Source organism: Kitasatospora sp. NPDC048365, assembly GCF_043200835.1.
GTDB classification, from domain to species: Bacteria; Actinomycetota; Actinomycetes; order Streptomycetales; family Streptomycetaceae; genus Kitasatospora; species Kitasatospora terrestris.
The window spans coordinates 1-20886 of sequence record NZ_JBICYJ010000029.1 but is presented as its reverse complement, the minus strand read 5'-3'; the positions used below and the strand labels follow the sequence as shown (position 1 = coordinate 20886).

The 20886-nt window shown below is 75.8% G+C and carries 13 protein-coding genes, 1 tRNA gene and 1 pseudogene; 7 read left to right on the top strand and 8 right to left on the bottom strand.

The window, feature by feature from the left end; translation table 11 throughout:
* Positions 1–79 precede the first annotated feature (79 nt).
* Entirely contained in the window at positions 80–667 is a 588-nt protein-coding gene (idi, locus tag ACGFX4_RS26570; RefSeq protein WP_393079154.1) for an isopentenyl-diphosphate Delta-isomerase, read from the top strand.
* A 34-nt stretch (positions 668–701) separates the two neighbouring features.
* Here idi and ACGFX4_RS26565 read toward each other — a convergent pair whose 3' ends face one another.
* Positions 702–1256, bottom strand: a complete 555-nt coding sequence (locus tag ACGFX4_RS26565; protein ID WP_393079151.1) for an ATP-binding protein — start codon at positions 1254–1256, stop codon at positions 702–704.
* Positions 1257–1478: 222 nt separating this feature from the next.
* Positions 1479–2222, bottom strand: coding sequence for an HdeD family acid-resistance protein (locus ACGFX4_RS26560; protein WP_393079383.1), 744 nt, complete (start codon positions 2220–2222; stop codon positions 1479–1481).
* A gap of 196 nt (positions 2223–2418) precedes the next feature.
* Here ACGFX4_RS26560 and ACGFX4_RS26555 point away from each other — a divergent pair.
* Positions 2419–2506: transfer RNA gene (locus ACGFX4_RS26555), tRNA-Leu, on the top strand.
* A gap of 56 nt (positions 2507–2562) precedes the next feature.
* On the opposite strand, the gene ACGFX4_RS26550 is transcribed toward ACGFX4_RS26555, so the two are convergent.
* Both ACGFX4_RS26550 and fxsT read right to left on the bottom strand, forming a co-directional pair.
* Complete coding sequence (locus ACGFX4_RS26550) at positions 2563–4827, bottom strand: glycosyltransferase (protein ID WP_393079148.1); 2265 nt, start codon at positions 4825–4827, stop codon at positions 2563–2565.
* Positions 4824–9458, bottom strand: coding sequence for an FxSxx-COOH system tetratricopeptide repeat protein (gene fxsT / locus ACGFX4_RS26545; protein WP_393079147.1), 4635 nt, complete (start codon positions 9456–9458; stop codon positions 4824–4826). Before fxsT ends, ACGFX4_RS26550 begins: the two co-directional genes overlap by 4 nt.
* Before the next feature lie 33 nt (positions 9459–9491).
* Here fxsT and ACGFX4_RS26540 point away from each other — a divergent pair, with 33 nt between their 5' ends.
* Positions 9492–12350, top strand: a complete 2859-nt coding sequence (locus ACGFX4_RS26540; RefSeq protein WP_393079144.1) for a BTAD domain-containing putative transcriptional regulator — start codon at positions 9492–9494, stop codon at positions 12348–12350.
* Positions 12351–12431: 81 nt separating this feature from the next.
* On the opposite strand, the gene ACGFX4_RS26535 is transcribed toward ACGFX4_RS26540, so the two are convergent.
* The gene (locus ACGFX4_RS26535) at positions 12432–14039 is read right to left on the bottom strand and encodes a DUF2207 family protein (RefSeq protein WP_393079141.1); all 1608 of its coding nucleotides are present in this window, start codon (positions 14037–14039) and stop codon (positions 12432–12434) included.
* Positions 14036–14620 (bottom strand): LemA family protein, encoded by a 585-nt coding sequence (locus ACGFX4_RS26530; protein ID WP_393079138.1) that lies wholly within the window; start codon positions 14618–14620, stop codon positions 14036–14038. Before ACGFX4_RS26530 ends, ACGFX4_RS26535 begins: the two co-directional genes overlap by 4 nt.
* A gap of 168 nt (positions 14621–14788) precedes the next feature.
* Between ACGFX4_RS26530 and ACGFX4_RS26525 the strand changes: the two are divergent.
* From ACGFX4_RS26525 to ACGFX4_RS26515, 3 genes and pseudogenes are all read left to right on the top strand, one after another.
* Positions 14789–15080, top strand: a pseudogene (locus ACGFX4_RS26525) (BlaI/MecI/CopY family transcriptional regulator); the annotation flags it as partial.
* A 163-nt stretch (positions 15081–15243) separates the two neighbouring features.
* Positions 15244–16140: a M56 family metallopeptidase gene (locus ACGFX4_RS26520; protein WP_393079136.1), complete on the top strand. Its 897-nt coding sequence runs from the start codon at positions 15244–15246 to the stop codon at positions 16138–16140.
* Positions 16141–16226: 86 nt separating this feature from the next.
* The gene (locus ACGFX4_RS26515) at positions 16227–17249 is read left to right on the top strand and encodes an NlpC/P60 family protein (protein ID WP_393079134.1); all 1023 of its coding nucleotides are present in this window, start codon (positions 16227–16229) and stop codon (positions 17247–17249) included.
* 15 nt (positions 17250–17264) lie between these two features.
* Here the strand turns inward: ACGFX4_RS26515 and ACGFX4_RS26510 are convergent, their stop codons facing one another.
* Together ACGFX4_RS26510 and ACGFX4_RS26505 are read right to left on the bottom strand one after the other, a co-directional pair.
* Positions 17265–18167 carry a DMT family transporter gene (locus ACGFX4_RS26510; protein WP_393079380.1) on the bottom strand — a complete coding sequence of 301 codons (903 nt, stop codon included), beginning with the start codon at positions 18165–18167 and terminating at the stop codon, positions 17265–17267.
* A 535-nt stretch (positions 18168–18702) separates the two neighbouring features.
* Entirely contained in the window at positions 18703–19740 is a 1038-nt protein-coding gene (locus ACGFX4_RS26505; RefSeq protein WP_393079131.1) for a saccharopine dehydrogenase NADP-binding domain-containing protein, read from the bottom strand.
* A gap of 98 nt (positions 19741–19838) precedes the next feature.
* On the opposite strand from ACGFX4_RS26505, the gene ACGFX4_RS26500 reads away from it, so the two are divergent.
* A complete protein-coding gene (locus ACGFX4_RS26500; protein ID WP_393079128.1) occupies positions 19839–20795 on the top strand; it encodes a helix-turn-helix domain-containing protein in 957 nt (318 codons plus the stop codon).
* The last annotated feature ends 91 nt before the right edge of the window (positions 20796–20886 follow it).

The following is a 20886-nucleotide window of genomic DNA, read 5'->3' as shown; positions in this document are numbered from 1 at the left end:
GCCATGCGGCAGACTGGGCGGGCCCGGCCACGCCGGTCGAAGTGTGTCGAACCGTCCCGCCGAAAGGTGCCGCCCGCCCATGAGCCCCGCGATCAGCCAGACCGACGTCCCGGCCGAGCTCTCCACCACCACCGAGATCCTGCTGGAACTGGTCGACGACGAGGGCGTCACCATCGGCACCGGCGAGAAGCTCTGGGCCCACCAGCAGCCCGGCCGGCTGCACCGGGCCTTCTCGGTCTTCCTCTTCGACCGCCAGGGCCGGATGCTGCTCCAGCGCCGCGCGCTCGGCAAGTACCACTCCCCCGGCGTCTGGTCCAACACCTGCTGCGGCCACCCCTACCCCGGTGAGCAGCCCTTCGTCGCCGCCGCCCGCCGCACCGCCGAGGAGCTGGGCCTGGCCCCCGCCCTGCTGTGCGAGGCCGGCACCGTCCGCTACGACCTCCCCGACGAGGCCTCCGGCCTGATCGAGCGCGAGTGGAACCACCTCTTCGTCGGCCTGGTCACCGCCGACGTCGACCCGGACCCGGACGAGGTCGAGTCGACCCGCTTCGTCACCGCCGCCGAGCTGCGCGAGCTGGAGGCCGAGAAGCCGTTCTCGGTGTGGTTCCGGACCGTCTTCGAGGCGGCCCTGCCGGGCATCCGGGAGATCGCCGGCCGCGACTGGTAGCCGGCGGGCGCCGACCGGTGGCCCCGGCGGCCGCTCAGTGCCGCCAGAGGTCGAGGTCGACCGCCACGTCCGGACCGTCCTCCGGCTCGGGGTCGACCGCCTCCGGCAGCGGCAGCGACGCCCAGATCACCTTCCCGCCGTCCGCCGTCCGCTCCACGTCGCACACCCCGCCCGCCTGCAGCGTCACGCTCTTCACCAGTAGCAGGCCGCGCCCGCCCAGCCGGCCGAGGTCGCTCTCCTGCGCCTTCGGCCGGTACGGGTGCCCGTCCTCCACCGCGATCCGCACCCGGCCGTCCCCGATGGTCAGCTCGGTGGAGACCTCCGGGGAGAGCACCGCCGCGTGCGTCACCGCGTTGCTCACCAGCTCGGAGACGATCAGCAGCAGGTCGTCCACCAGCTCCTGGTAGAGCTCGCCGCCCATCCCCTGCGCCAGCAGTCGGTCGCGCACCGCGTGTCTGGTCCGCGGCACCGAGGCGTCGTTCGACACCGCCGCGAACCGCCACACCCCTTCGCCCGGCTGCTCCACCACCCGGCCCGGAGCCGTCCGCCGGACCGCAGGACCGGCACCGCCGCTGGTCTGTCGCTCCACCACAACCCGCCCTTCGTACGATGACGGGAGGCACGGCCGCCGACGGCCGGTCGGGAATCGGGCGCTCCGCTCAACGCTCCCCTGGTCCACAGAGGCTAGGAGAGCACGACCCGGTCACCACGATCGGGACTGGAACTATGCGCCGGGTGAACTCTTCCGACCGAAAATGACCGGACAGCGCCAGGATCCGCCCGCTCCTGCCGGGCGTGGCGCCCGGAGCGGTCACCCGGTCTGCTGGTCCGACTGCGCGGGCGGCGCCGGCTTCTCCAGGTCCGGCGACGGCGCCCCACCGCCGGGCCCCGGCACCGCCTCCGACTCGGGCACCGCCTCGGGCCGGGGCTCCGGCTCGGGCTCCGGCTCGGCGGCGCGGCGGGCGTCGTCCACCATGCCGATCACCCGGCGGCCGCCCACCCCGATGCTCACCAGCGCCAGGCCGTCGAACAGCAGCGCCAGCGAGAAGAACACCCCCAGCGTGTACCGCGAACTGCTCGGCCACTCCTTCAGCACCAGCACACCGATCACCAGGTCCAGCACGCCCAGCGCCAGCGTCCAGCCGAACTGCGGCCCGCGCACCACCACCCCACCCACCAGCCGGAACGCGCCCGCGCTCAGGAACAGCAGCGCCGCGAACAGGGTCAGCGCCTCCGCCGCCTCGTCCGGGCGGGCGATCATCACCAGGCCCGCCGCGATGTTCAGCGCCGCCACCGCCGCCCCCAGCCAGAAGAAGTTCCCCTTCCGCCCGAGCACCGCGTGCACCAGCCCCACCGCGCCGCCGATCAGCAGCAGCCAACCGAACAGCAGCACACTCGTCAGCGTCGCGAAGGCGGTGTACAGCAGCCCGAACACCGCCGCCCCGACCAGCACCACCCCCAGCACCGCCAGCGCCCCGAACCCGCGCCGCAGCCCCGCCTCCGGCACGGTCGCCGTACCGTCCCGCCCGTCCGCCACCCGCGCACCCCGTCGCATCGCCGCCACCGCCTCCGTACCGCCGCCCACCAGCCGAATGTCCGTCTTGTGAGCATCTATCCCGATCCCGCTCCGACTACGCCCGCACTCCCCCGCCCGGGGCACAGAAACGCAGGTGAGAAGCGCTCCGCGGGCCTGGTAGTGTTCTCTCTGTCGCCACGGGGAAGACGGAAGAAAGCCCCGAGGCGGACACCCGGTCCGGGTGGCGGAATGGCAGACGCGCTAGCTTGAGGTGCTAGTGCCCTTTATCGGGCGTGGGGGTTCAAGTCCCCCCTCGGACACCAACGAAGGACCCCGGCGGAGCCGGGGTCCTTCTGCGTTTCCCGGCCGCGCCCCGGGGTCAGAGGCCTACGGCGGCCAGCAGGACCTCGGTGGAGCGGGACCACGGCAGGGTGCGGGCGAGCTCCTCGCGCAGCTCCTGGGCCCGGGCGAACTCCTGCTCGTCGGAGCGCAGGACCCGGTCGATCGACCTGGCCCAGGTCTCCGCGTCCTGGTCGAAGTCGCCCGACATCGGCACCACCCAGTTCCCGGCCCGTTCGGTGCCGAGCACGCCCCGGAGCAGTTCGCCGATCCCGCTGTTCTCGCTGACCAGGACGGGGGTGCCGGCGACGATCGCCTCCAGGGCGACCAGCCCGAAGCCCTCGGCCCGGGACGGCATGACGAGCAGGCTCGCCCGGAGCAGGTCGTCACCGAGCCGCTGGGCGTCCGTGGTGAACGTCCGGGGGACGACCCCGAGGCGGTCGTTGCCCGCCCACGCCCTGATCCGGTCGCGCTGCTCCGCGGTCCGGCTCTCGGGGACGCCCCGGACCACCAGTTCGACCGACCCGAGGTTCGCCGCGTACCGCCACCCCGCCACGATGCCGCCGGCCCGGGCGGCCAGGTCCACGCCCTTGAGCACGGCCTCGTCCGTCCGCCCCATCAGCAGGACGGTGACGGGCGTCCCCCTGGGCACCCTGCGCGGCCGCCGGTCGTCGACGTCGAACCCGGGATCGAACCGGAGCGGCTCCCGGTCGTCGTGACGGGACAGGTAGCCGAGGAACCGGCCGTGCAGCCGGGGACCGACGGCGACCAGCCGGTCGGCGGCCCGGCCGAGTGCGAGCTCGATCCCGGTCCGGGCCTCGGCGCTCTCGGCGGCGTCGTCGCCCCGGTCCGACTTGTGCCACTCGATCTCGTCCGGCGCCGTGTGGACGAAGTGGAGCTTCCGCGCGCCGGGGAACCGGTCCTCGGCCAGCATCCGGGCGATCGGCCCGGTGACGCGCCCATGGCCGATCACCAGGTCGGGCGCCACGCCGTTGGGGAGCTGCGGCGGCCACAGGAGCCGGGAGAACTCCGGAACGCCCTCGCGCGCCGGGGCGCACAGCACGGTGACGCCACCGGCCGCCGCCTCGGCGACGTCCTCCGCGCCCGCCTCCAGCACCAGGCAGAAGACCTGGACCCGCTGCGCCGCCAGCGCGAGGCACAGCCGCCGGTTGAAGGTGCTCAGCCCGCCGTGCGCGGAGTTCCATTCGGTGGCCAGCACCAGGGCGGTGCACCGGTACGCGGATCCGGCCGCCGCCGACACCGGGCCGCCGTCCGGTCCCAGCACGTGGCGTGCGAACTCCGACGAGAACAGCGCGAGCCCGCCGTCGCCGTCGCGCAGGACGATCCCCTTGTCCGTCAGCTGCCGGAGGACCGTCGGCGGCACCGGCGCGGCCGTGCCGGCGGCGATACCCCTGAGCGCCTCCGGCCCTGCCCCGGAGGTGTCCAGGTCGACGGCCTGCACCAGGCGCTCGAAGTAGGCCTGGAACAGCGGGGCCTGCTGCTCGTACGCCGAGGCGACGTCCAGCGTCCCGCTCTCCAGGTAGTACTGGACCACCCGGTCGCAGAGCAGCTCCAGCAGGTACGGGTGGTTCCCGGTGTACGCGAGGAGCTCCGGCCCGACCGCCGCCAGGTCCACGCCGACGGCCGACGCCCGCTCCAGGAGCTGCGCCGACTCCCCGTCCTGGAACAGCCCGACGTGGCAGCGCTGGGCCATCACCCCGTCGAGCAGCGAGCCGCCGGCGGCGTCGATCTCGATCTCGACGATCGGCCGGCGGGAGACCGTCACCAGCCCCACCGGGTGGCGGGGCTCGCTCGCCAGCGCGCGCAGGAACTGATAGGTCGACAGTTCGGGCAGGCACCGCGGCGCGCGGTCGAACTCGTCCAGCACGATCAGCGCCCAGCGGTCCTGCCGGCGCAGTTCGTCGAAGAAGTCGGTCACCGCCTCGTAGAGGTCGTACCACTCCGGGGCCTCCCGCACCGCGGCGGAGAGCCGGGCGAGCTCCGCGCTGTCGGCGAAGTGTCCGGCCACCTCCCGGGTGACGGCGCGGAAGAGGTCCAGGGCCGAGGTGAACCGGCCCACGTCGAACCGGACGATGCCGAGGTCGTCCCGGTCGTTCAGGCCCAGCGCGTGGTCGACCAGGCTGGTCTTGCCGACCCGGCGGTGACCGGACACGCTGAGGTTGCCGGGGCGACCCGGCGACCGCCAGACGGCGGTGATCCGCGCCGTCAACTCCGGTCGTTCCACGTACCGTTCCCCGCTCGCCGGCTGGCCGACCTGGCGGTACGGGTTCTCGTCGTACGTCACGATGACCTCTCGGGTGTTCCGAAGTTCCGCCGCAGCCAGGCCTCGTAGAGACCCACGACGATCCGGTAGCCGTCCGGGGTCGACCGCAGGACCTGACGGGCCGCCAACTCGTCGAGCAGGCCCTCGGGGAGCTCGCCGTCGTGGCAGCGCTCGACCTCGCGCCGCCGTGCCGCACCGCCGTGGGACGACGCCCGTGCGACCGCGAGCGCCGCCGCACGGACCGCACCGTGGGTGGTGCCCGAGTCCGCCGCCCAGGGGGACTCCAGGTTGTCGAAGTCGTTGCCCTTCAGGTCGTCCAGGAAGCGGTCGGCGACCTGCTCGACGTCGGCGACCGTCACAGCGGCGGCCCGCTCGTGGTTCATGTGGTCGACCAGTGCGGAGCAGAACCGCTGGATGTAGAACGGGTTCCCGCCGCTGAGCCGGAGGATCTCGTCGACCGCGCCGCCGTGGAAGCGGCTGACCTGCCCCACGGGGGTGTGCCGCAGCACCGGCTCCTGGACCAGCGACCGGGCGTCCCGGTCGGCGAGGTAGCTGACCCGTTCCGTCGCGAAGACGCCGAAGGCATTGGGGTCGGCCTGCACCAACCGCTCCAGGTCGGACTGGCCGACCAGCACCAGGTGGAAGATCCGCCGCTCGACCAGCGCCTTGAACGCCTGCATCAGCGACGCCGACACCAGGCCGTCCCGGATCCACTGGTCCAGGTACTGGAACTCGTCGATGAACACCACCCACGGCGGCCGGCCCGGGTGCGACTCCCGGTACCGCTCGAACAGCCGGGCGCAGTCCAGGACCGGATCCGGGCCGGCCAGCAGCGTCTGCCGGTCGAAGCCCGGCGGGAGCAGCCGGGGCCCCGACCCGGCGGTCCGGTCCGCACCGGAGAGGATCCGCCACAGCAGCGCGCCGATCAGCCGCCGGTCCGTGCCCTCGGCCCGCTGCGGCGCCAGCTCGCCGAGGTTGCCCACGTCCACCACCGGCAGACCGTCGCGCTCCTCCAGCTCGCGGATCAGCTGGAGCCGAATGGACGACTTGCCGGTGCGCTTCTGCCCGAAGATCGCCACGCCCACCCCCGGGGAGGAGGCGGAACGCAGCGCAGCGCGGACCCGGCCGGTCAGTTCGGCCCGGCCGAAGAACATCCGCGGGTCGTCCACCGGGCGGCCCAGCGCCCCCGAGTGGAACGGATTGTCCACGGGCTCGAAGTCCACGTCGACCGGCACGGTCAGACGGGTGCTCAGGACGGCCTCCTCCTCGCTCTGCCGCTGCCGGTGGTGCAGGGTGACCTCCGCGTCGACGGCCCCCGGGGGGCTCCCCCGCAGGTCGAGGTGGACCAGGACGGGTCGGGAGCCGCCGCCGGGCACGGGCGCCGGAAGCTCGACCCGCGTGCTCCGGGCGACGAGGAGCGGGGAGAGGGGCCTGACCGACAGCCAGGCCGACTCGACCGGCGCGCTGCCCTCGGCGTTGCCCACCTCGACCGGAAGCGTCACCGTCCCCGGCCGGTACCGGGCCGCGGGCAGCGCCGAGGCGACCGCCGGCCTGGGCGGGTGCCGGCGCTCCAGCGTCCGGCGGGCCTCGCGGACCAGCAGCTCGATCCGTTCGGCGGCGGGCACCACCAACTCCACCGCCAGCGCCGTCGGCGCCGCCCGGACGCCCGCCCGGACCAGCGCGGCGCTGCGGGCCGCCGAGCGCAGCGCGCGGTCCTGCGGTTCGAAGCCCCACACCCGCAGCGAGGCCCGCAACGCGCCGACGGCCACGGCCAGCTCGTCCAGTTCCAGGACCGGGGACGCGGTCGGCCGGGAGTGCGCCAGCTCGTCCTCCGCGTCGCGCAGCGTGTCGTCCTCCAACCGCAGGCGGGTGAGGACGTCGAGCCGGTGCGCGAACCTGCGGCGCTCGGTACGCCACCGCTCCACCGCGGCGGCGACACCGACCGGGCGCAGGCCGTCGGGACCGCCCGTACCCCACCGGGCGGCGGCGGACTCGGCGAGCCCCGGGTCCTCGCGCAGTGCCGCGAGGACCGGCCCGGCCACCGTGTCACCGGCGGCGAGCAGTGGCAGCAGCAGCTCGGGGAAGGCCGAGCCGGCCTCCTGCCCCGCCCGGCGCAGGCACCGGGCGAACCCGGCGTCGTCGTACTGCGCCGGGTCGGCGCCGAGGTGGACCAGGACGGCGAGCCGGATGTCCTGCACACTCCGGTCGCCCGGGTCCAGGCTCTCCAGCGCCCCGAGGCACAGGTCCCGGGAGGACTCGGCGCTGCGTCCGCGCATCACCAGCGCGAGGGCGAGCTGCCCGAGGAAGCGGTGGCGCCGGGCGTCCGGGTCGCGGCCGAGCTCGGCGGCGACCGCCGCGGTGGAGAGGTGGCGGTCGGCGGTCTCCACCGTCCACTCGGCCCGTGCGAGGTCGTCGGCGGGCGCCGGTACCCGCGCGAGGTCCGCAGGGCCGACCCGGCGCCCGCCGTCCGCCGCCCGCCGCAGCAGCTCCCGCGCGGTCGGCGCGTAGTGCCGCTCCACGTACGCCGTCAGGGCTCCGAGGTCGACCACCGTCTCGGTGAGGAGGCGTTCGACCGCCAGCACATCGGGGTGTTCCGGGCCCAGCACCTCGTGCCACGCCTGGCGCAGCGAGCCGGCCAGCGCGCGGGCCGGCCCGGCGCCGGTGCTGCGCAGCAGGTAGCGGCAGCAGGCCAGCAGGGTGCGGCGCAGTTCGGGGTGCCGGTCGGCGAGGGCGCTGACCCGGGGCACGGTGAGGTGGACGGCCAGCTCCGCCCAGGCCGGCCAGCTCGCCGGGTCGTCCGGCGGTCCGGGTCGGGCACCCGCGAGCAGCGCCGCCGCGTCGGCGCGGGCGGCAGCAGTACCGTCGGGGCCGGTCCGCTCCCGGATGGCCACCAGGAGGAGCTGGTGGAAGGTGAAGGCGTCGGCCTCCCTGCGGAACAGCGAGCTCTCCGACACCCCCGCCAGGAGCTCGTCGACCGCCTCCGGTCGGATCGTGAAGCTCAGCCCGCCGTGGCTCTCGCGGAGCCAGGCGAACGGCACGGGTGCCGGCCCCAGCTGGGCGCAGCAGCGCAGCAGGCCGGCGAGGGCGGGAACGTCCTCGAGTTGGTCGAGCGCCTGGTCGAGGCCGACGGTCAGGGCGTCGTCGGCACGCGGACTGCCGGGGCGGAGCAGGGACGACCCGGCGAAGTCCTCTAGGAGACCGGCGTAGTGGCCGGTGGCCATGCCGGCGGACGCCATCCTGGTGGCCGCGAGTTCGAGTGCCAGCGGCAGGTCGGCCGTCAGCGCCGCGACGGCCTCGGCGTCCGTCCGCGTCAGGCCGTCGGTCCGGGCGCGGAGGAAGGCCACCGACTCCGCGCGGCTGAAGGAACCGACCGCGACGGGGTGGGCGCGGTCGCGCCACTCCGGGGTGGGAGAGGTGATCAGCACATGGCCCGGGCCCTCGGGGATCCAGCGGGCGAGCGAGGGCAGGTCCTGCGCGTTGTCCAGCACCACGAGCCACCGGCGCCGGAAGCGCAGGTCCTCCAGGAGGGCCCGGGCGTTGCGGTCGATGCCCGCCCCGGGTGGCGAGAGGTCGAGGTAGTGGGCGAGTTCGGCGTACTGCCGGGTGATGAGCGAGGCGGGGTCGGCCGAGACCCACCACACCACGTCGTACTGGCCGGCGAAACGGTGCGCGTACTCGAGTGCCAGCTGCGTCTTGCCGACACCGCCGGTGCCGTGCAGCACGACGGCTTCCCTCCGGCTGTGCAGGAGGCGGGTCCGGATCTCGTCGAGCGTGCCCTCCCGGCCGGTGAAGGCCCGATTCCGCAGGGGCAGGTTGATCACCGCGGACGGGGGGTCCGGGTCGGCGCCCGGGTGCTCCCGGTCGGGCGCCGCCGCCGGCTCGACGCCGGGGAAGGCGGGCGCCGCGGTGGGCCGGGCCGGGCCCCTGACCGCGTCCAGCAGGACGGCGAGGGCGTCCGCCTCGCCCGTGTCGTACAGCGCCCGGCGGGGCCGGCCGGCGAACAGGGCGGGCACGTCGGTGACCGGTTGGACCGCGAGCGGGAGCAGTGCGCCGCCCGGGAGCACGAGGGACTCCCACTCCTCTGTCCTCCACCGCGGCCGGTCGAGGTAGGCGGGCGAGAGCAGCGCCACGACGGCCTCGGCCCGCTCCAGCGCCTCCTCCATCCGCCGGAGGAACCCCGCGCCGGTCGACCACTCGCAGACCACCAGCTCGACCGGGTACCCGGCATGCTCCAGCTGCCAGCCGGCCCACTCGGCCCACATGCGGTCCACGCCCGCATAGCTGACGACCAGTCTCCCGCTCCGGTCCACCACCCCTCCCCCGGGGCCCGACGCCCCCTCAGGCCCCGGGTCCGAGCCTAGTGTCCGGACCTGCCGGGAGACGGGTGACTGCGGGAGAAAAACGAAGCACCGCACGGGCCGCCCCCTGACAGGCCCGTGCGGTGTCGTGGTGCCCCTCCGCCGGCGGACGGAGGGAGACGGATGGAGCGCTGGTCTACGGCCCGTCAGTTCCAGGCGGTGTCGCGGGTGGGCTTCTGCGGGGCGGACGTACGGCGGTTCATCGGTGTTCCTCCCATGGTCCGACGGGCCGGCAAGGGTTCGACCGGCGACCTGGGACCAGCCTGCGGGACGCCGGACACAGCGAACTAACATGCGCCTAACAGACCGTCCCGAGCTGGGGAGCCCATGCCCATCACGTTCGGAGTGCTCGGCCCGCTGACCGTCCATGACGGCAGGGAGCCGCGCCCGATCACCAGTCCCACCCACCGGCTTCTCCTCACCCACCTGCTGCTCAACGCCGACCGGGCCGTCACCGCGGACGCGCTGCTCGCCCTGGTCTGGGGCGAGCGGCCGCCGCGCACCGCGGCGGCGTCGCTGCACAACCACGTCGGCCGGCTGCGGCGGGCGCTCGGGCCGCGGCTGGAGGACCGGCTCGCGGCGACCGGCGGCGGGTACCGACTGCGGGTCGAGGACGGCGAGTTGGACAGCGCCGTCTTCGCGGGGCACCTGGGGCGGGCCCGGGCGGCACACACCGGGCAGGAGTGGGCGGCGGTCGCACTGGAGACGGCCGCGGCGCTGGAGCTCTGGCGCGGCGGGCCGCCGGAGGACTCGGCGGCGGCCGAGCCGGCCGAGGCGGCGCGCCTCGCGGAACTGCGGCTGCAGGCGCTGGAGTGGCGCTTCGACGCCGAGCTGGCGCTCGGCCGGCACCACGGCCTGGCGGCCGAGCTGGCCCTGCTGACGGCCGAGCACCCGCTGCGCGAGTCCTTCCACCGGCAGCTGATGCTCGCGCTGTGGCACGGCGGCCGGCGGGCGGACGCGCTCGCGGTGTACCGGACGCTACGCGGGACGCTGGTGGAGGAGCTGGGCCTGGAGCCGGGTACGGCGATCCGGCTGACGCACCGGGAGATCCTCGCGGACGAGCCCCGACCGCAGGCGGGCGGGCAAGGGGTGGACGGCACGCCTGCTGACGGCACGACCGCCGACGGGCCGGCGGCCGACGGCGGTGCGGCCGCGACGGTCGTGACGCCGTCGCAGTTGCCGGTGGCGCCCGGGGACTTCACCGGGCGGCAGGGTGAGCTGGACGCGCTGGCGCTGTACCTGCGGCCCGGGGAGCCGGGCGGGCCCGCGCGGGTGGTGCTGGTGACGGGGATGGGCGGGGTCGGCAAGACGTCCCTGGTGCTGCACGGCGCGCACGCGGTCGCCGAGGACTTCCCGGACGGCCGGCTCTACGCGGACCTGCGCGGCTTCGGCGTCTCCGAGGCGCGGACCCCGCACGACCTGCTCGGCCGGTTCCTGGCCGATCTGGGGGTCGCCGGCGAGGCGCTGCCGAAGGACACCGACGACCGGGCCGCCCTGTACCGGTCGCTGTTGGCCGAGCGGCGGGTCCTGGTGGTGCTGGACAACGCCCGGGACGGCCGGCAGGTGGCCCCGCTGCTGCCGGGGAGCGGCCGGTCGGCGGTGGTGGTGACGAGCCGCCACAAGCTGTCCGGGGTGCAGTGCTCGACCCGGATCCCGCTCGGCCCGCTCAGCGCGCCGGAGCAGCGCGCGCTGCTGGCCGCGATGTGCGGCGCGGACCGGGTGGCGGCGGACCCGGTGGCGGCCGGGCAGGTGATGGCGGCGTGCGCCGGTCTGCCGCTGGCGCTGCGGATCGCGGGCAGCCGGCTGGCCCACCGGCCAAACTGGCGGCTGTCGGAGCTGGCCCGGCGGCTGAACCGGACGGACCGTCTGCAGGCGCTGGCCGTGGACCATCTGGCGGTCCGGGAGGCGTTCTCGTTCAGCTACACCTCGCTGCTGGCGGGCGGGCGCCCGCTGGAGCAGGAGGCGGCCCGGGCGTTCCGGCTGCTGGGACTGTGGCCGGCGCACCACCACTCGGCGGAGTCGGTGGCGGCGCTGCTGGGGGCTCCGGTGGACGACGCGCTGGACGTGCTGGACACCCTGGTCGACGCCCATCTGCTGGACGTCTCGGCTCCCGGGCGGTACCGCTTCCACGACCTGCTGGGCGAGTTCGCGGCCGAGCGGGTGCTGGCCGAGGAGCCGGAGCAGGCGCGCGCCGAGGCGCTGGTGCGCCTGCTGGGCTGGTACACCTCGGCGGTGGCGGCGGCCAACCTGGCGATCGCCCCGCTGGCCGTGCCGATCCCGGCGGTGGAGGGGGTGTCGGCGGACTGGGAGCTGTTCGAGCTGCCGGAGTACGCGGACGAGGAGGCCGCGCTGGAATGGTGCGGCGAGGAGCTGGCGGCGATCCGCGACGCGGTCCGGCGGGCGGCGGCGCTGGACCGGCCGGACCTGTCCTGGCGGCTGGCGGCGGCGCTCTTCGGCTACGGCCTGACGTACTGGTGGAACGGCGAGTGGGCCGAGTGCCTGTACGAGGCGCTGGAGGCGGCCGCCGCGGCGGACGACCCGACCGGCCAGGCGTGGCTGCACGGTCGGCTCGGGGTGGCGCACGGCCTGACCCGGGCGGTCGAGCCGTGCATCGAGCACCTGGAGAAGGCGTACGGCTTCTTCCGGACGATCGACGACCTCGCCGCGCAGAAGGCGGTGATGAGCAACCTCTCCGCCGCCTACAACCAGGCGGGCGACACCGAGCGGGCCCAGGAGTGGGCGACGCGGGCGATGGCGCTGGCGGAGCGGCTCGCCGTGCAGCCGGACGCCGCCCGGCTGGCGTCCCTCGGCGACCTGCGCTTCCGCCAGGGCGACCTGCCGGGGGCCGAGCAGTCGTACCGGGAGGCGATCGCCGAGTGGCGGCGGCTCGACTCGCGCTCGCAGCTGTCCCTCGCGCTGTACAACCTGGGCGACACGCTGCGGGCGCAGGGCCGGGCGCGGGACGCCGTGGCGCCGCTGCTCGAGTCGCTGGAGATCCGGCGGGAGCTGGGCAGCCACGGCAACGTCGCCGACACTCTGGAGACGCTGGCCCGGACCCACTTCGAGGGCGGGGACCCGGAGGCGGCCCGGCAGTACTGGTCCCAGGCGCTGACCCTGGCCCGCCGGCACCGCCTGGAGCACTTCATCGGCCTCAGCGAGCGGGGCCTGGCCGGGCTCGCCTCCTGACCGCCGGTCGGGCCTGACCGCTGGTCGGGAGGCGGGCACCGGGCCGCGGGCGGCCGCCGCTCGGGCGGGAACGGCCGCCGCTCAGGCGGGGACGGCCGACCGGCCGGGGTCGGCCGGGCCCGGTACGGGCGCGCCGGCGGGCAGCGGCTCGACGGCGGTGATCACCCGAGTCCAGGGGTTGACGCTCAGCCGGACCTTGGCGCCCGGGCCCGGCACCCGGACGTCGCTGTCGCGCGGCAGTGCCCAGGCGGTGGTGCGGTCGGTGGCGCCCCCGTCCAGGGCGACCAGGCGCGGGGCGTGCTTGGAGCGGCGGGACTCGACGCGCAGCAGCTCGCCGTCGACGGCGACCGGGGCGCGCCGGGCCAGCACGGCGTACACCAGTTGCACCGCGGCGAGGGCGAACGCGGCGACGACGACCGCGAGTTCGACGGGCGCCGGGCCGCCGCGCAGCGCGGTGTCGGCCCACCAGCCGTCGACCGGGGCCATCGCGCCGGGCATCAGCGAGAGGAAGAGAACCAGCGGGGTCCACCTGCCGATCCGGCCGAGCAGGGCGAAGCCGAGCAGCCCGACGAGCACCCAGCCGGCGCCCAGGACCAGCCCGGGGCGGCGGAGTTCGTCCTCGGCGGCGGCGCCGGTCAACACCCAGTCGGGCTGCCGGAGGAGGGTGAAGAGCAGCAGCGCGGCACCGACCGCGGCGGCCGTTCCGGCGAGCCGCAGCAGGTGGGCGGGCGTCCCGCCGAAGCCGGGCCGCAGCCGCGGGTAGGAGATCCGGACCGGCCGCCAGGTGCCGCCGTGGTCGGACCAGACCCGGCGGCGGTCGCCGGAGTCGAAGCCGAGCAGCCGGGCGGTCCGGCTGACCACGCCCAGCGCGGTGCCGTACGCCGGGTAGCGGTCCCACACCGCGACGGCGGCGGGCGGCAGCTGGGCGAACTCCTCGTGCCCGGCGAGCCAGTCGCGCAGGCCCGCCCAGTGGCCGGCCCGGCGCAGGCCCTCCGGTGTGGAGCGCTCGGTGAGCAGCAGGGCCAGCAGGCCCATGGTGGGCAGCAGGCAGAGGATGCCGACCGTCACGGCGGCGCGGACCGCGTGGCCGTCCACGATCACGGCGAGCGCGGCCGGGACGGCGGGAACGAACGCGGAGAACCACAGGATGCTGCCCAGCGCGCCGCCGATCCGCGGCCGGGAGAGTCCGCGGACCCGGCTGTCGGCGATGACCTCACGGCGCAGGGACCGGTTCCAGGCGGCCGCCTGCTGCGTCTCGCGGAAGGCGATGGCCCCGATCGGCGCACCGGCCGGACCGGCCGCCTCGGCGGCCCGGGCCAGCACCCGGCGTTCGTACGGGGTGAGCGTGTCGACCTGTTCGACGGCCCGCGCGGTGAGGTGGACGGTGGTCTCGGCGGGGTCGTTGCCCGGCTGGCGGAGTTCGACCAGGCCGCGGGCGGCGAGGTCGAGCAGGGTGGCGGGCGCGGCCTGGGCGAGCGAACGCCAGCCGTTGGCCAGCAGGTTGACCACGGCCGGCGGCTCCGGGTCCGGGCCGAGGTCCTGGCCGGCGGGCGCGGGAACGACGGTGCCGTTGCGGGTGGCGGCCACCGCGCCGGCGTACAGCAGCAGCCAGGCGGCGAAGGCCACGGCGGCGGCCAGCGCGAGCTGCCCCGGCAGGGTGTCGGGGGCCAGGGGCGAGGCGAGGTTCACGATCGGGTCGGCGGGGTGCGCGCTCGTGCGAAGCGCACCTCGGCCGGGCCGTGGGCGGCCGCGTCGGTGCGGAAGTACTCGCGGACCTGGTGGGTGCCGAGCCCGGCAACCAGGTTGGCCGGGAAGGTCTCCAGCGCGGTGTTGTACGACTGCACGGCGCTGTTGTAGAACTGCCGCGCGTACGCGATCTTGTCCTCGGCCGAGGTCAGCTCGGACTGGAGCCGGGCGAAGCGGTCGTCCGCCTTCAGCTCGGGGTAGCTCTCGGAGAGCGACAGCAGGCGGCCGAGCGAGCCGGAGAGCAGGTCCTCGGCGAACGCCCGCTCGGCGGTGCCGGCGGTCGCGGCGGTGTCCAGCGCCTTGGTGCGGGCGGCGGTGACCGCCTCGATGGTCTCGCGCTCGTGCGAGGCGTACGCACGGGTCGACTCGACCAGGTTCGGGATCAGGTCGTGCCGGCGCTTGAGCTGCACGTCGATCTGCGCCCAGGAGGCCTGGGTCTGGTTGCGCAGCTTCACCAGCCGGTTGTGGATCCGGACCGTGACCACCAGCAGGGCCACCACGACCACCGCCGCAATGCCTGCCACCAAACCGACTGCCGTACCCATGGCCCGCCCCCGATGCTTTCCCGTTGTGGATCACCGGCACCGCAGGCCGGTCCCGGCGATCGTAGACCGCATGTCAACAGGGATTTCCGCAGGGCCGGGGCGTCTACGATGGCCGGGCACACCCGGGACGGAGAAGGGCGAGGAACCGTGCGGCGCTTGGGCGAGCTGGAGGCCGAGATCATGGACCGCCTGTGGTCCTGGCAGCGGCCGGCGACCGTCCGCGAGGTGGTCGACGACATCAACCGCACCCGTCCCGTCGCGTACACCACGGTGATGACCGTCGCGGACATCCTGCACGGCAAGGGCATGCTGCGCCGCGCGAAGCAGGGCCGCGCCTGGCTGTACGAGCCGACCGGCAGCCGCGAGGCGTACACCGCCGCCCTGATGCGGGAGGCGCTGGGCGCCAGCCAGGACCGCTCGGCCGCGCTGGCGCACTTCATCCGCGGTGTGTCGGCGGACGAGGCCGAGGTGATCCGCCGGCTGCTGGCGGACGACGGGCCGGGCGCGGACAGCGGGCCGGGGGGCGACGGCGGACCGAGCACGGACGGCGGACCGGGGGCGGGCAACGGGCCGGGGGCCGACGGCGGACCGGGCAGGTCGCGGTGAGCGGGACCGAGGCGCTGGTCGGGTTCGCGCTGGTCGTGGGGTTCGCCGCACCCGGACTGCTGCGACGCGCGCACTGGCCCCAGCGGGCACCGGGCGTGGCCGTCCTGGTCTGGCTCGGCCTGATGCTGTCGTTCGTCACCTCGCTGGCCCTCGCCGCCCACCACCTGGTCGAACCGGAGAAGCACCGGCACGCCGGGCTGCCCAGCCTGCTGCACGCCTGCGGGCTGACCCACCTCACCGACCTCGGACTGTCGACGGCCGCCCTGGCCCCGGCCCTGGTGGCGGCCTGGCCGCTCGGGCGGGTCGCGGCCGTGCTGGTCCGGGCGGGCCGGGAGCGGCGGCGGCACGCCGCGGTGCTCGACCTGGTCGCCCGTCCGGCCGCCGGACTCCCCGCGCTGCTCCTCGACCACCAGGTGCCCGCGGTGTACTGCCTGCCCGGCCGGCGCCGGCGGATCGTCCTCACCCGGGGTGCACTGGAGCAGCTGCCGCCGGCCCAGCTGCACGCCGTACTGGCCCACGAGCAAGCACATCTGACGGGCCGTCACCACCTGCTGAAGGCGGCGGCCCAGGGGTTCGCGGAGGCCTTCCCCGGGCTGCCGCTGGGCACCGCCGGCCGGGAGCAGACCGCGACGCTGCTGGAGATGGCCGCCGACGACCGCGCGGTCCGCCACCACGCGCGGCGCGACCTCGCCGCCGCCCTCGGCACCGTCGCGGCGGGCCTCGCCCCCGGGGCGGGCCTCGGCGCGGCCGGCTCCCCGGTCGTCGCCCGGGTCCGCCGGCTGCTCTCCCCCGCCCGCGCACCGCATCCGCTGGCCCGCTGCGCGACCGGCGCGCTGGCCCTGGCGGTGCCGCTGCTCCCCTTCCTCCTGACCTGCGGACCGGCCGCGAACTGAGCCCCACGCGGACCCCCGGTTGCCAGCCACGGGGACGAACTACTAAGTTCCTTCGTTGTTGGGGTGGGCGAGCGGAGGAGCGTGGAATGGGCAGTCACCGTCGGGCGAAAGCACCGGGCCGGGCTCGCGTCGTGGTCGTGACGGCGGCCGCCGGCGCGGCGACCCTCGCCTCGCCGCTCGCCGCGCACGCCGAGCCCACCCCCTCGCTGGACCAGGTGAAGGCCCAGGTCGACGCCCTCTACGAGGACGCCGAAGCCTCCACCGAGGCGTACAACAAGGCCCGCGAACAGCAGCAGCGGTTCCAGCAGGACACCGCCCGCCTGCAGGACCGGATCGCCCAGCAGCAGGAGCGGATCAACGGCCTGCGCGAGAGCCTCGGCGGCCTCGCCGCCGCCCAGTACCGCAGCGGCGGCATCGACCCGACCGTCCAACTCATGCTCTCCAGCGACCCCGACGACTACCTCGCCCGGGCCGGCAGCGCCGAACGGTTCACCGCCCAGCAGGCCGACGCGCTGCGCCGGCTCCGCCTCGAACAGCTGCGGATGGACGCCGACCGCACCGAGGCCACCGGCCGGCTCGCCGAACTCGACCGCGCCGCCACCGAAGCGGGCCGCCGCAAGGACGAGGTGAAGACCAAGCTCGCCGAGGTCGAACGGATCCTCGCCGGGCTCAAGGCCGCCGACCGCGCCCGGGTGCTCGGCAACGACACCCCGGCCGCGTCCCGCGGCGCCGCCCGCCCCCAGGCCTACACCGGACCGGCCACCGGGCGGGTCAAGGACATCCTCGGCTTCGCGTACGCGCAGCTCGGCAAGCCGTACCGGTGGGGCGCGACCGGCCCCGACTCGTACGACTGCTCCGGCCTCACCCTCAAGGCCTTCGCCGCCGGCGGCGTGTCGCTGCCGCGCGTCTCCCAGGACCAGTACGCGGCCGGCCGCAAGATCGCCCGCGACCAGGTCCAGCCCGGCGACCTCGTCTTCTACTACAACGACCTGCACCACGTCGGCATCTACATCGGCAACGGCCAGCTGCTGCACGCCCCGCGCACCGGCAAGAACGTCGAGATCGTCCCCTGGGACGTCATGCCGTACGCGGGGGCCGTGCGTTTCTGAGCCGCCGCCCGGCGGCTACCGGCCGGCCCTGCCCGGCTCGGTGAGTGCCGTCCCCGCGACCGACGCGAGCAGGACGACGGTGCCGAGCACGGTGGTCGCGGTCAGCCGCTCGCCGAGCAGCAGGACGGCGAGCACCGCCGCGGCGACCGGCTCCACCAGCATCACCACCGAGGCCGTCGCCGCCCGGACCACCGCCGCACCGGCGAAGTACAGCGGGTAGGCCAGCGCGGTGGTGACGACCGCGACGTACAGCATCAGCAGCAGCACCCGCACCGGGTGGGCGGTCTGCGGCAGCGGACCCTCCGCCAGGGCGAACGGCAGCAGGACCGCGGCGCCGATCGCGAAGGACCACAGCGTCAGCGTGGACGGGTCCTCCCCCGCGCCCTGCCGGCCCGACCGGCGGCCCAGCAGGTTGGTCACCGCGTACCCCGCGGCGGAGAGCACCGCGAGCGCCGCACCGAGCGGATGGACGGCGCCCTGCCGGTCGCCGAGCACCAGCACGGCCAGACCCGCGAGCGCACCCGCGATGCCCAGCAGGCCGCCGCGGCCGACCCGCTCACCGAGGAACACGCGGCCACCGGCCGCCGTGAGCACCGGGGCCGCGCCGAGCGTGACGACGGTGCCCACCGCGAGGCCGGTGTCCCGGACGGCCGCGAAGTAGGCGGTCTGGAACACCGCCAGGCCCAGACCGGTCCCGGTCAGCAGCAGGACGCGGCGGCGGACCGTGGAGTGGCGCTCGGCCGGGCCCCGGTGGGCCGGGCGGCGGTCGGCCCGGCGGAACACGCGGGCGAGGAGCAGCAGCGCGAGGCCGCTGACGAAGCGCCAGAACGAGACGGCCGACAGGCCGAGGTCGGCGGAGCGGTGGACCAGCTCCACGGCGGCGCCGGTGGTGCCCCAGGCCGTTGCGGCGGCGGCCAGGCAGGCGAGGCCCCGGCGGACCCGGTGGGTGGGGTGGTCGGCCGCGGGGGCGGCCGTCGTGAGGGTCGGTACGGCGGTGTTCGACACGGATGGTTCTCCGTCAGCAGCAGGTGGTCGTGGTCTCCCGTCCGCGGGCACGACCGGCCGGCGCGCGGCGGAACGGGTCCGCCGGAGCGCTGCTGCTGGTGGCGCCTCGCCCTAGCGGGCCGGAGGCGCGAGAACTGCTGCGGTCATGCCGACACCCTACGCGCCACCGCGGGGTGCACCCGGCCGCACCCCGGCCACGGAGCCGGGAGCTGCTGCGCGGCCCGGCACCTCCGGATCCGCGACGCCGGAAGGGCGGCGCCCCGAGGCCGACGGCGGCCGTGAGGCCCCGCGGACGGCGCGGCCGGGCGGGCGAGGAGTCGCGGGCTCGACGCTCCCGCGGAGCGGCGCGACCGACGGGCCCGCCTTGGGGCACCAGCGGCGTCGCCGGACCGTCCGGGAGTTCGGCGCGGCCGGCCGGGTGCCGTGGGGCTGCTGCCGTTCGCGCGGCTCAGGTTGTGGGGGCCGGGTACTCGACGGTCAGGTGGTCGGTGAGGGCGGTGAGGAAGTCGGCGGCGTCGAAGAGGCGGCCGGCGGAGGCGGTGCCGGTGGTGCGGGTGCGGCCGGTGAGGATGCGGTCGAGGGCCTCGACGGCGAGCGGGGCGGTGACGGCGTAGATGTCGCGGCCGCGGGCGACGGCCCGGCGCTCGCGGCCGCCCGCACGGACCAGGACGTCGACCAGGAAGGTCTGCGCGGAGCGTCCGTCGTCGTCGGTGGCGGACGGTGCGGGGGTGTCGGGGGCGATCACCTCGCGTGCGGCCTCGACGGCCATGTAGGTGCACACCTCGGGGACGTCCAGGTGGCTGGAGACGGTGACCACGTCCGCCATGGTGAACTCGCCGACCACCGCGCGGGTGCCGAGCGGCTCGGGGAACGGCCATTCCAGGGTGGGGAGTTCGGCGTCGTGGTACTCCAGCCGGCCGCCGGTGAAGCGGACCTTCCGGCCGGCGCGGCGCTCCCGGGAGACGGCCCCGGCGGCGCGGGTGCCGGCGGTGGGGTGCCAGCTGTCCAGGCCGTACGCGATGTGCACCTCGTCCGCGGCCGGCAGGCCGTCGAGCGCGGCGGTGGCGAGCAGGTCGCCGAGGCCGCCGAAGAAGGCCATCCCCGGCAGCACGACCGTCCCGGCGTCCGCGAAGCGGCGGAAGGTGTCGTCGAGCGCCTCGATCTCCGCGGCCACGTCGACGTACGGGATGCCCGCGCGCAGGGCCGCCTCGACCACCGGGCCGGTGGTGGCGGCGAACGGGCCGGCGCAGTTGACCACGGCCGCCACACCGGCCAGCGCCCGGTCGAGCGCGGCGGGGTCCTCGACCGTGGCCGGCCGGACGTCCAGGCCCGCGTGCTCCTCGGCCAGGGCGTGCAGGCGGTCCGCGTCGCGGCCGGACAGCACCGGGACGTACCCGCGGGCGAGCAGCTCCGCCACCACGAAGCGCCCGGTGTGCCCGTACGCGCCGAACACCGTCACTGCCTGCCCTGCCGTGCTCGCTGCCATCTCCGTGTCCCTTCCGTCCTCCGGCTGTTCCTCCATCCTTCCGGCGGGCGACCCGGCCGACGAGTGTCCGGAACGACGCGCCTCGTACAATTCCGGACATGGCCGCCACTGTCGCGCTCGCCGTCACCGACGGGATGCTGCACTTCGAACTCTCGCTCGCCACCGAGGTCTTCGGCTCGCCGCCGGCGGCGGTTCCGGGGCCCTGGTACGAGCTGGCGCTGTGCGGGCCGGGCCCGGTCCGGGTGGGCCGGTTCCGGCTGGAACCGGACCACGGGCTGGAGCGGCTGGCCCGCGCGGACACCGTGATCGTCCCCGGCTGGGCCGACCCGGACGTGGCTCCGCCCGCCGACCTCGTCGACGCGGTCCGCGCGGCGTACGAGGCCGGGGCGCGGGTCGCGTCGCTGTGCACCGGCGCGTTCGTGCTCGCCGCCGCCGGGCTGCTGGACGGGCGGCGGGCCACCACGCACTGGGCGCACACCGGCGAGCTGGCGGCGCGCCACCCGCTGGTCGAGGTCGACCCCGACGTGCTCTACGTGGACGGCGGGCGGGTGCTCACCTCGGCGGGGAAGGCCGCCGCGATGGACCTGTGCCTGCACCTGGTGCGGCAGGACCGCGGCTCGGCGGTCGCCAACGCGGTCGCCCGCCGGCTGGTGGTGCCGCCGCACCGCGACGGCGGGCAGGCCCAGTTCGTCACCACCCCGGTGCCCGCGCCGGACCGGCAGCACCCGCTCGCCGAGTTGTTCCCGTGGATCATGGAACGGCTCGACCGGCCGCTCACCGTCGAGGACCTGGCCCGCCGCGCCGGGCTCAGCTCCCGCCACCTCACCCGCCACTTCCGGGCGACCACCGGCACCACCCCGCTGCAGTGGCTGCACATCCAGCGCATCCGCCGCGCCCAGGAGCTGCTGGAGACCACCGACAGCGGCATCGACACCGTCGCCGCCGCCACCGGCATGGGCACCGCCACCACCCTGCGCCGCCACTTCCACCGCACGGTCGGCGTCCCCCCGGACACCTACCGCCGCACCTTCCGCGCGACGGCCGACGGCGGCTAGGGTCCGTCTTCAAACCCCCGTCGTCCGCCCGAAGGGCGGGCGGGGCGTCGTTGGGGTGCGTGCATCGGCGGCGCCGACGAGGGAGTCCATG

Bases quoted from the DNA above. Each gene is read 5' to 3' on its own strand.
- idi (WP_393079154.1), top strand. From the start codon at position 80: ATGAGCCCCGCGATCAGCCAGACCGACGTCCCGGCCGAGCTCTCCACC.
- ACGFX4_RS26560 (WP_393079383.1), bottom strand. From the start codon at position 2,222: ATGCGACGGGGTGCGCGGGTGGCGGACGGGCGGGACGGTACGGCGACC.
- fxsT (WP_393079147.1), bottom strand. From the start codon at position 9,458: ATGTTAGTTCGCTGTGTCCGGCGTCCCGCAGGCTGGTCCCAGGTCGCC.
- ACGFX4_RS26540 (WP_393079144.1), top strand. From the start codon at position 9,492: ATGCCCATCACGTTCGGAGTGCTCGGCCCGCTGACCGTCCATGACGGC.
- ACGFX4_RS26515 (WP_393079134.1), top strand. From the start codon at position 16,227: ATGGGCAGTCACCGTCGGGCGAAAGCACCGGGCCGGGCTCGCGTCGTG.
- ACGFX4_RS26505 (WP_393079131.1), bottom strand. From the start codon at position 19,740: ATGGCAGCGAGCACGGCAGGGCAGGCAGTGACGGTGTTCGGCGCGTAC.
- ACGFX4_RS26500 (WP_393079128.1), top strand. From the start codon at position 19,839: ATGGCCGCCACTGTCGCGCTCGCCGTCACCGACGGGATGCTGCACTTC.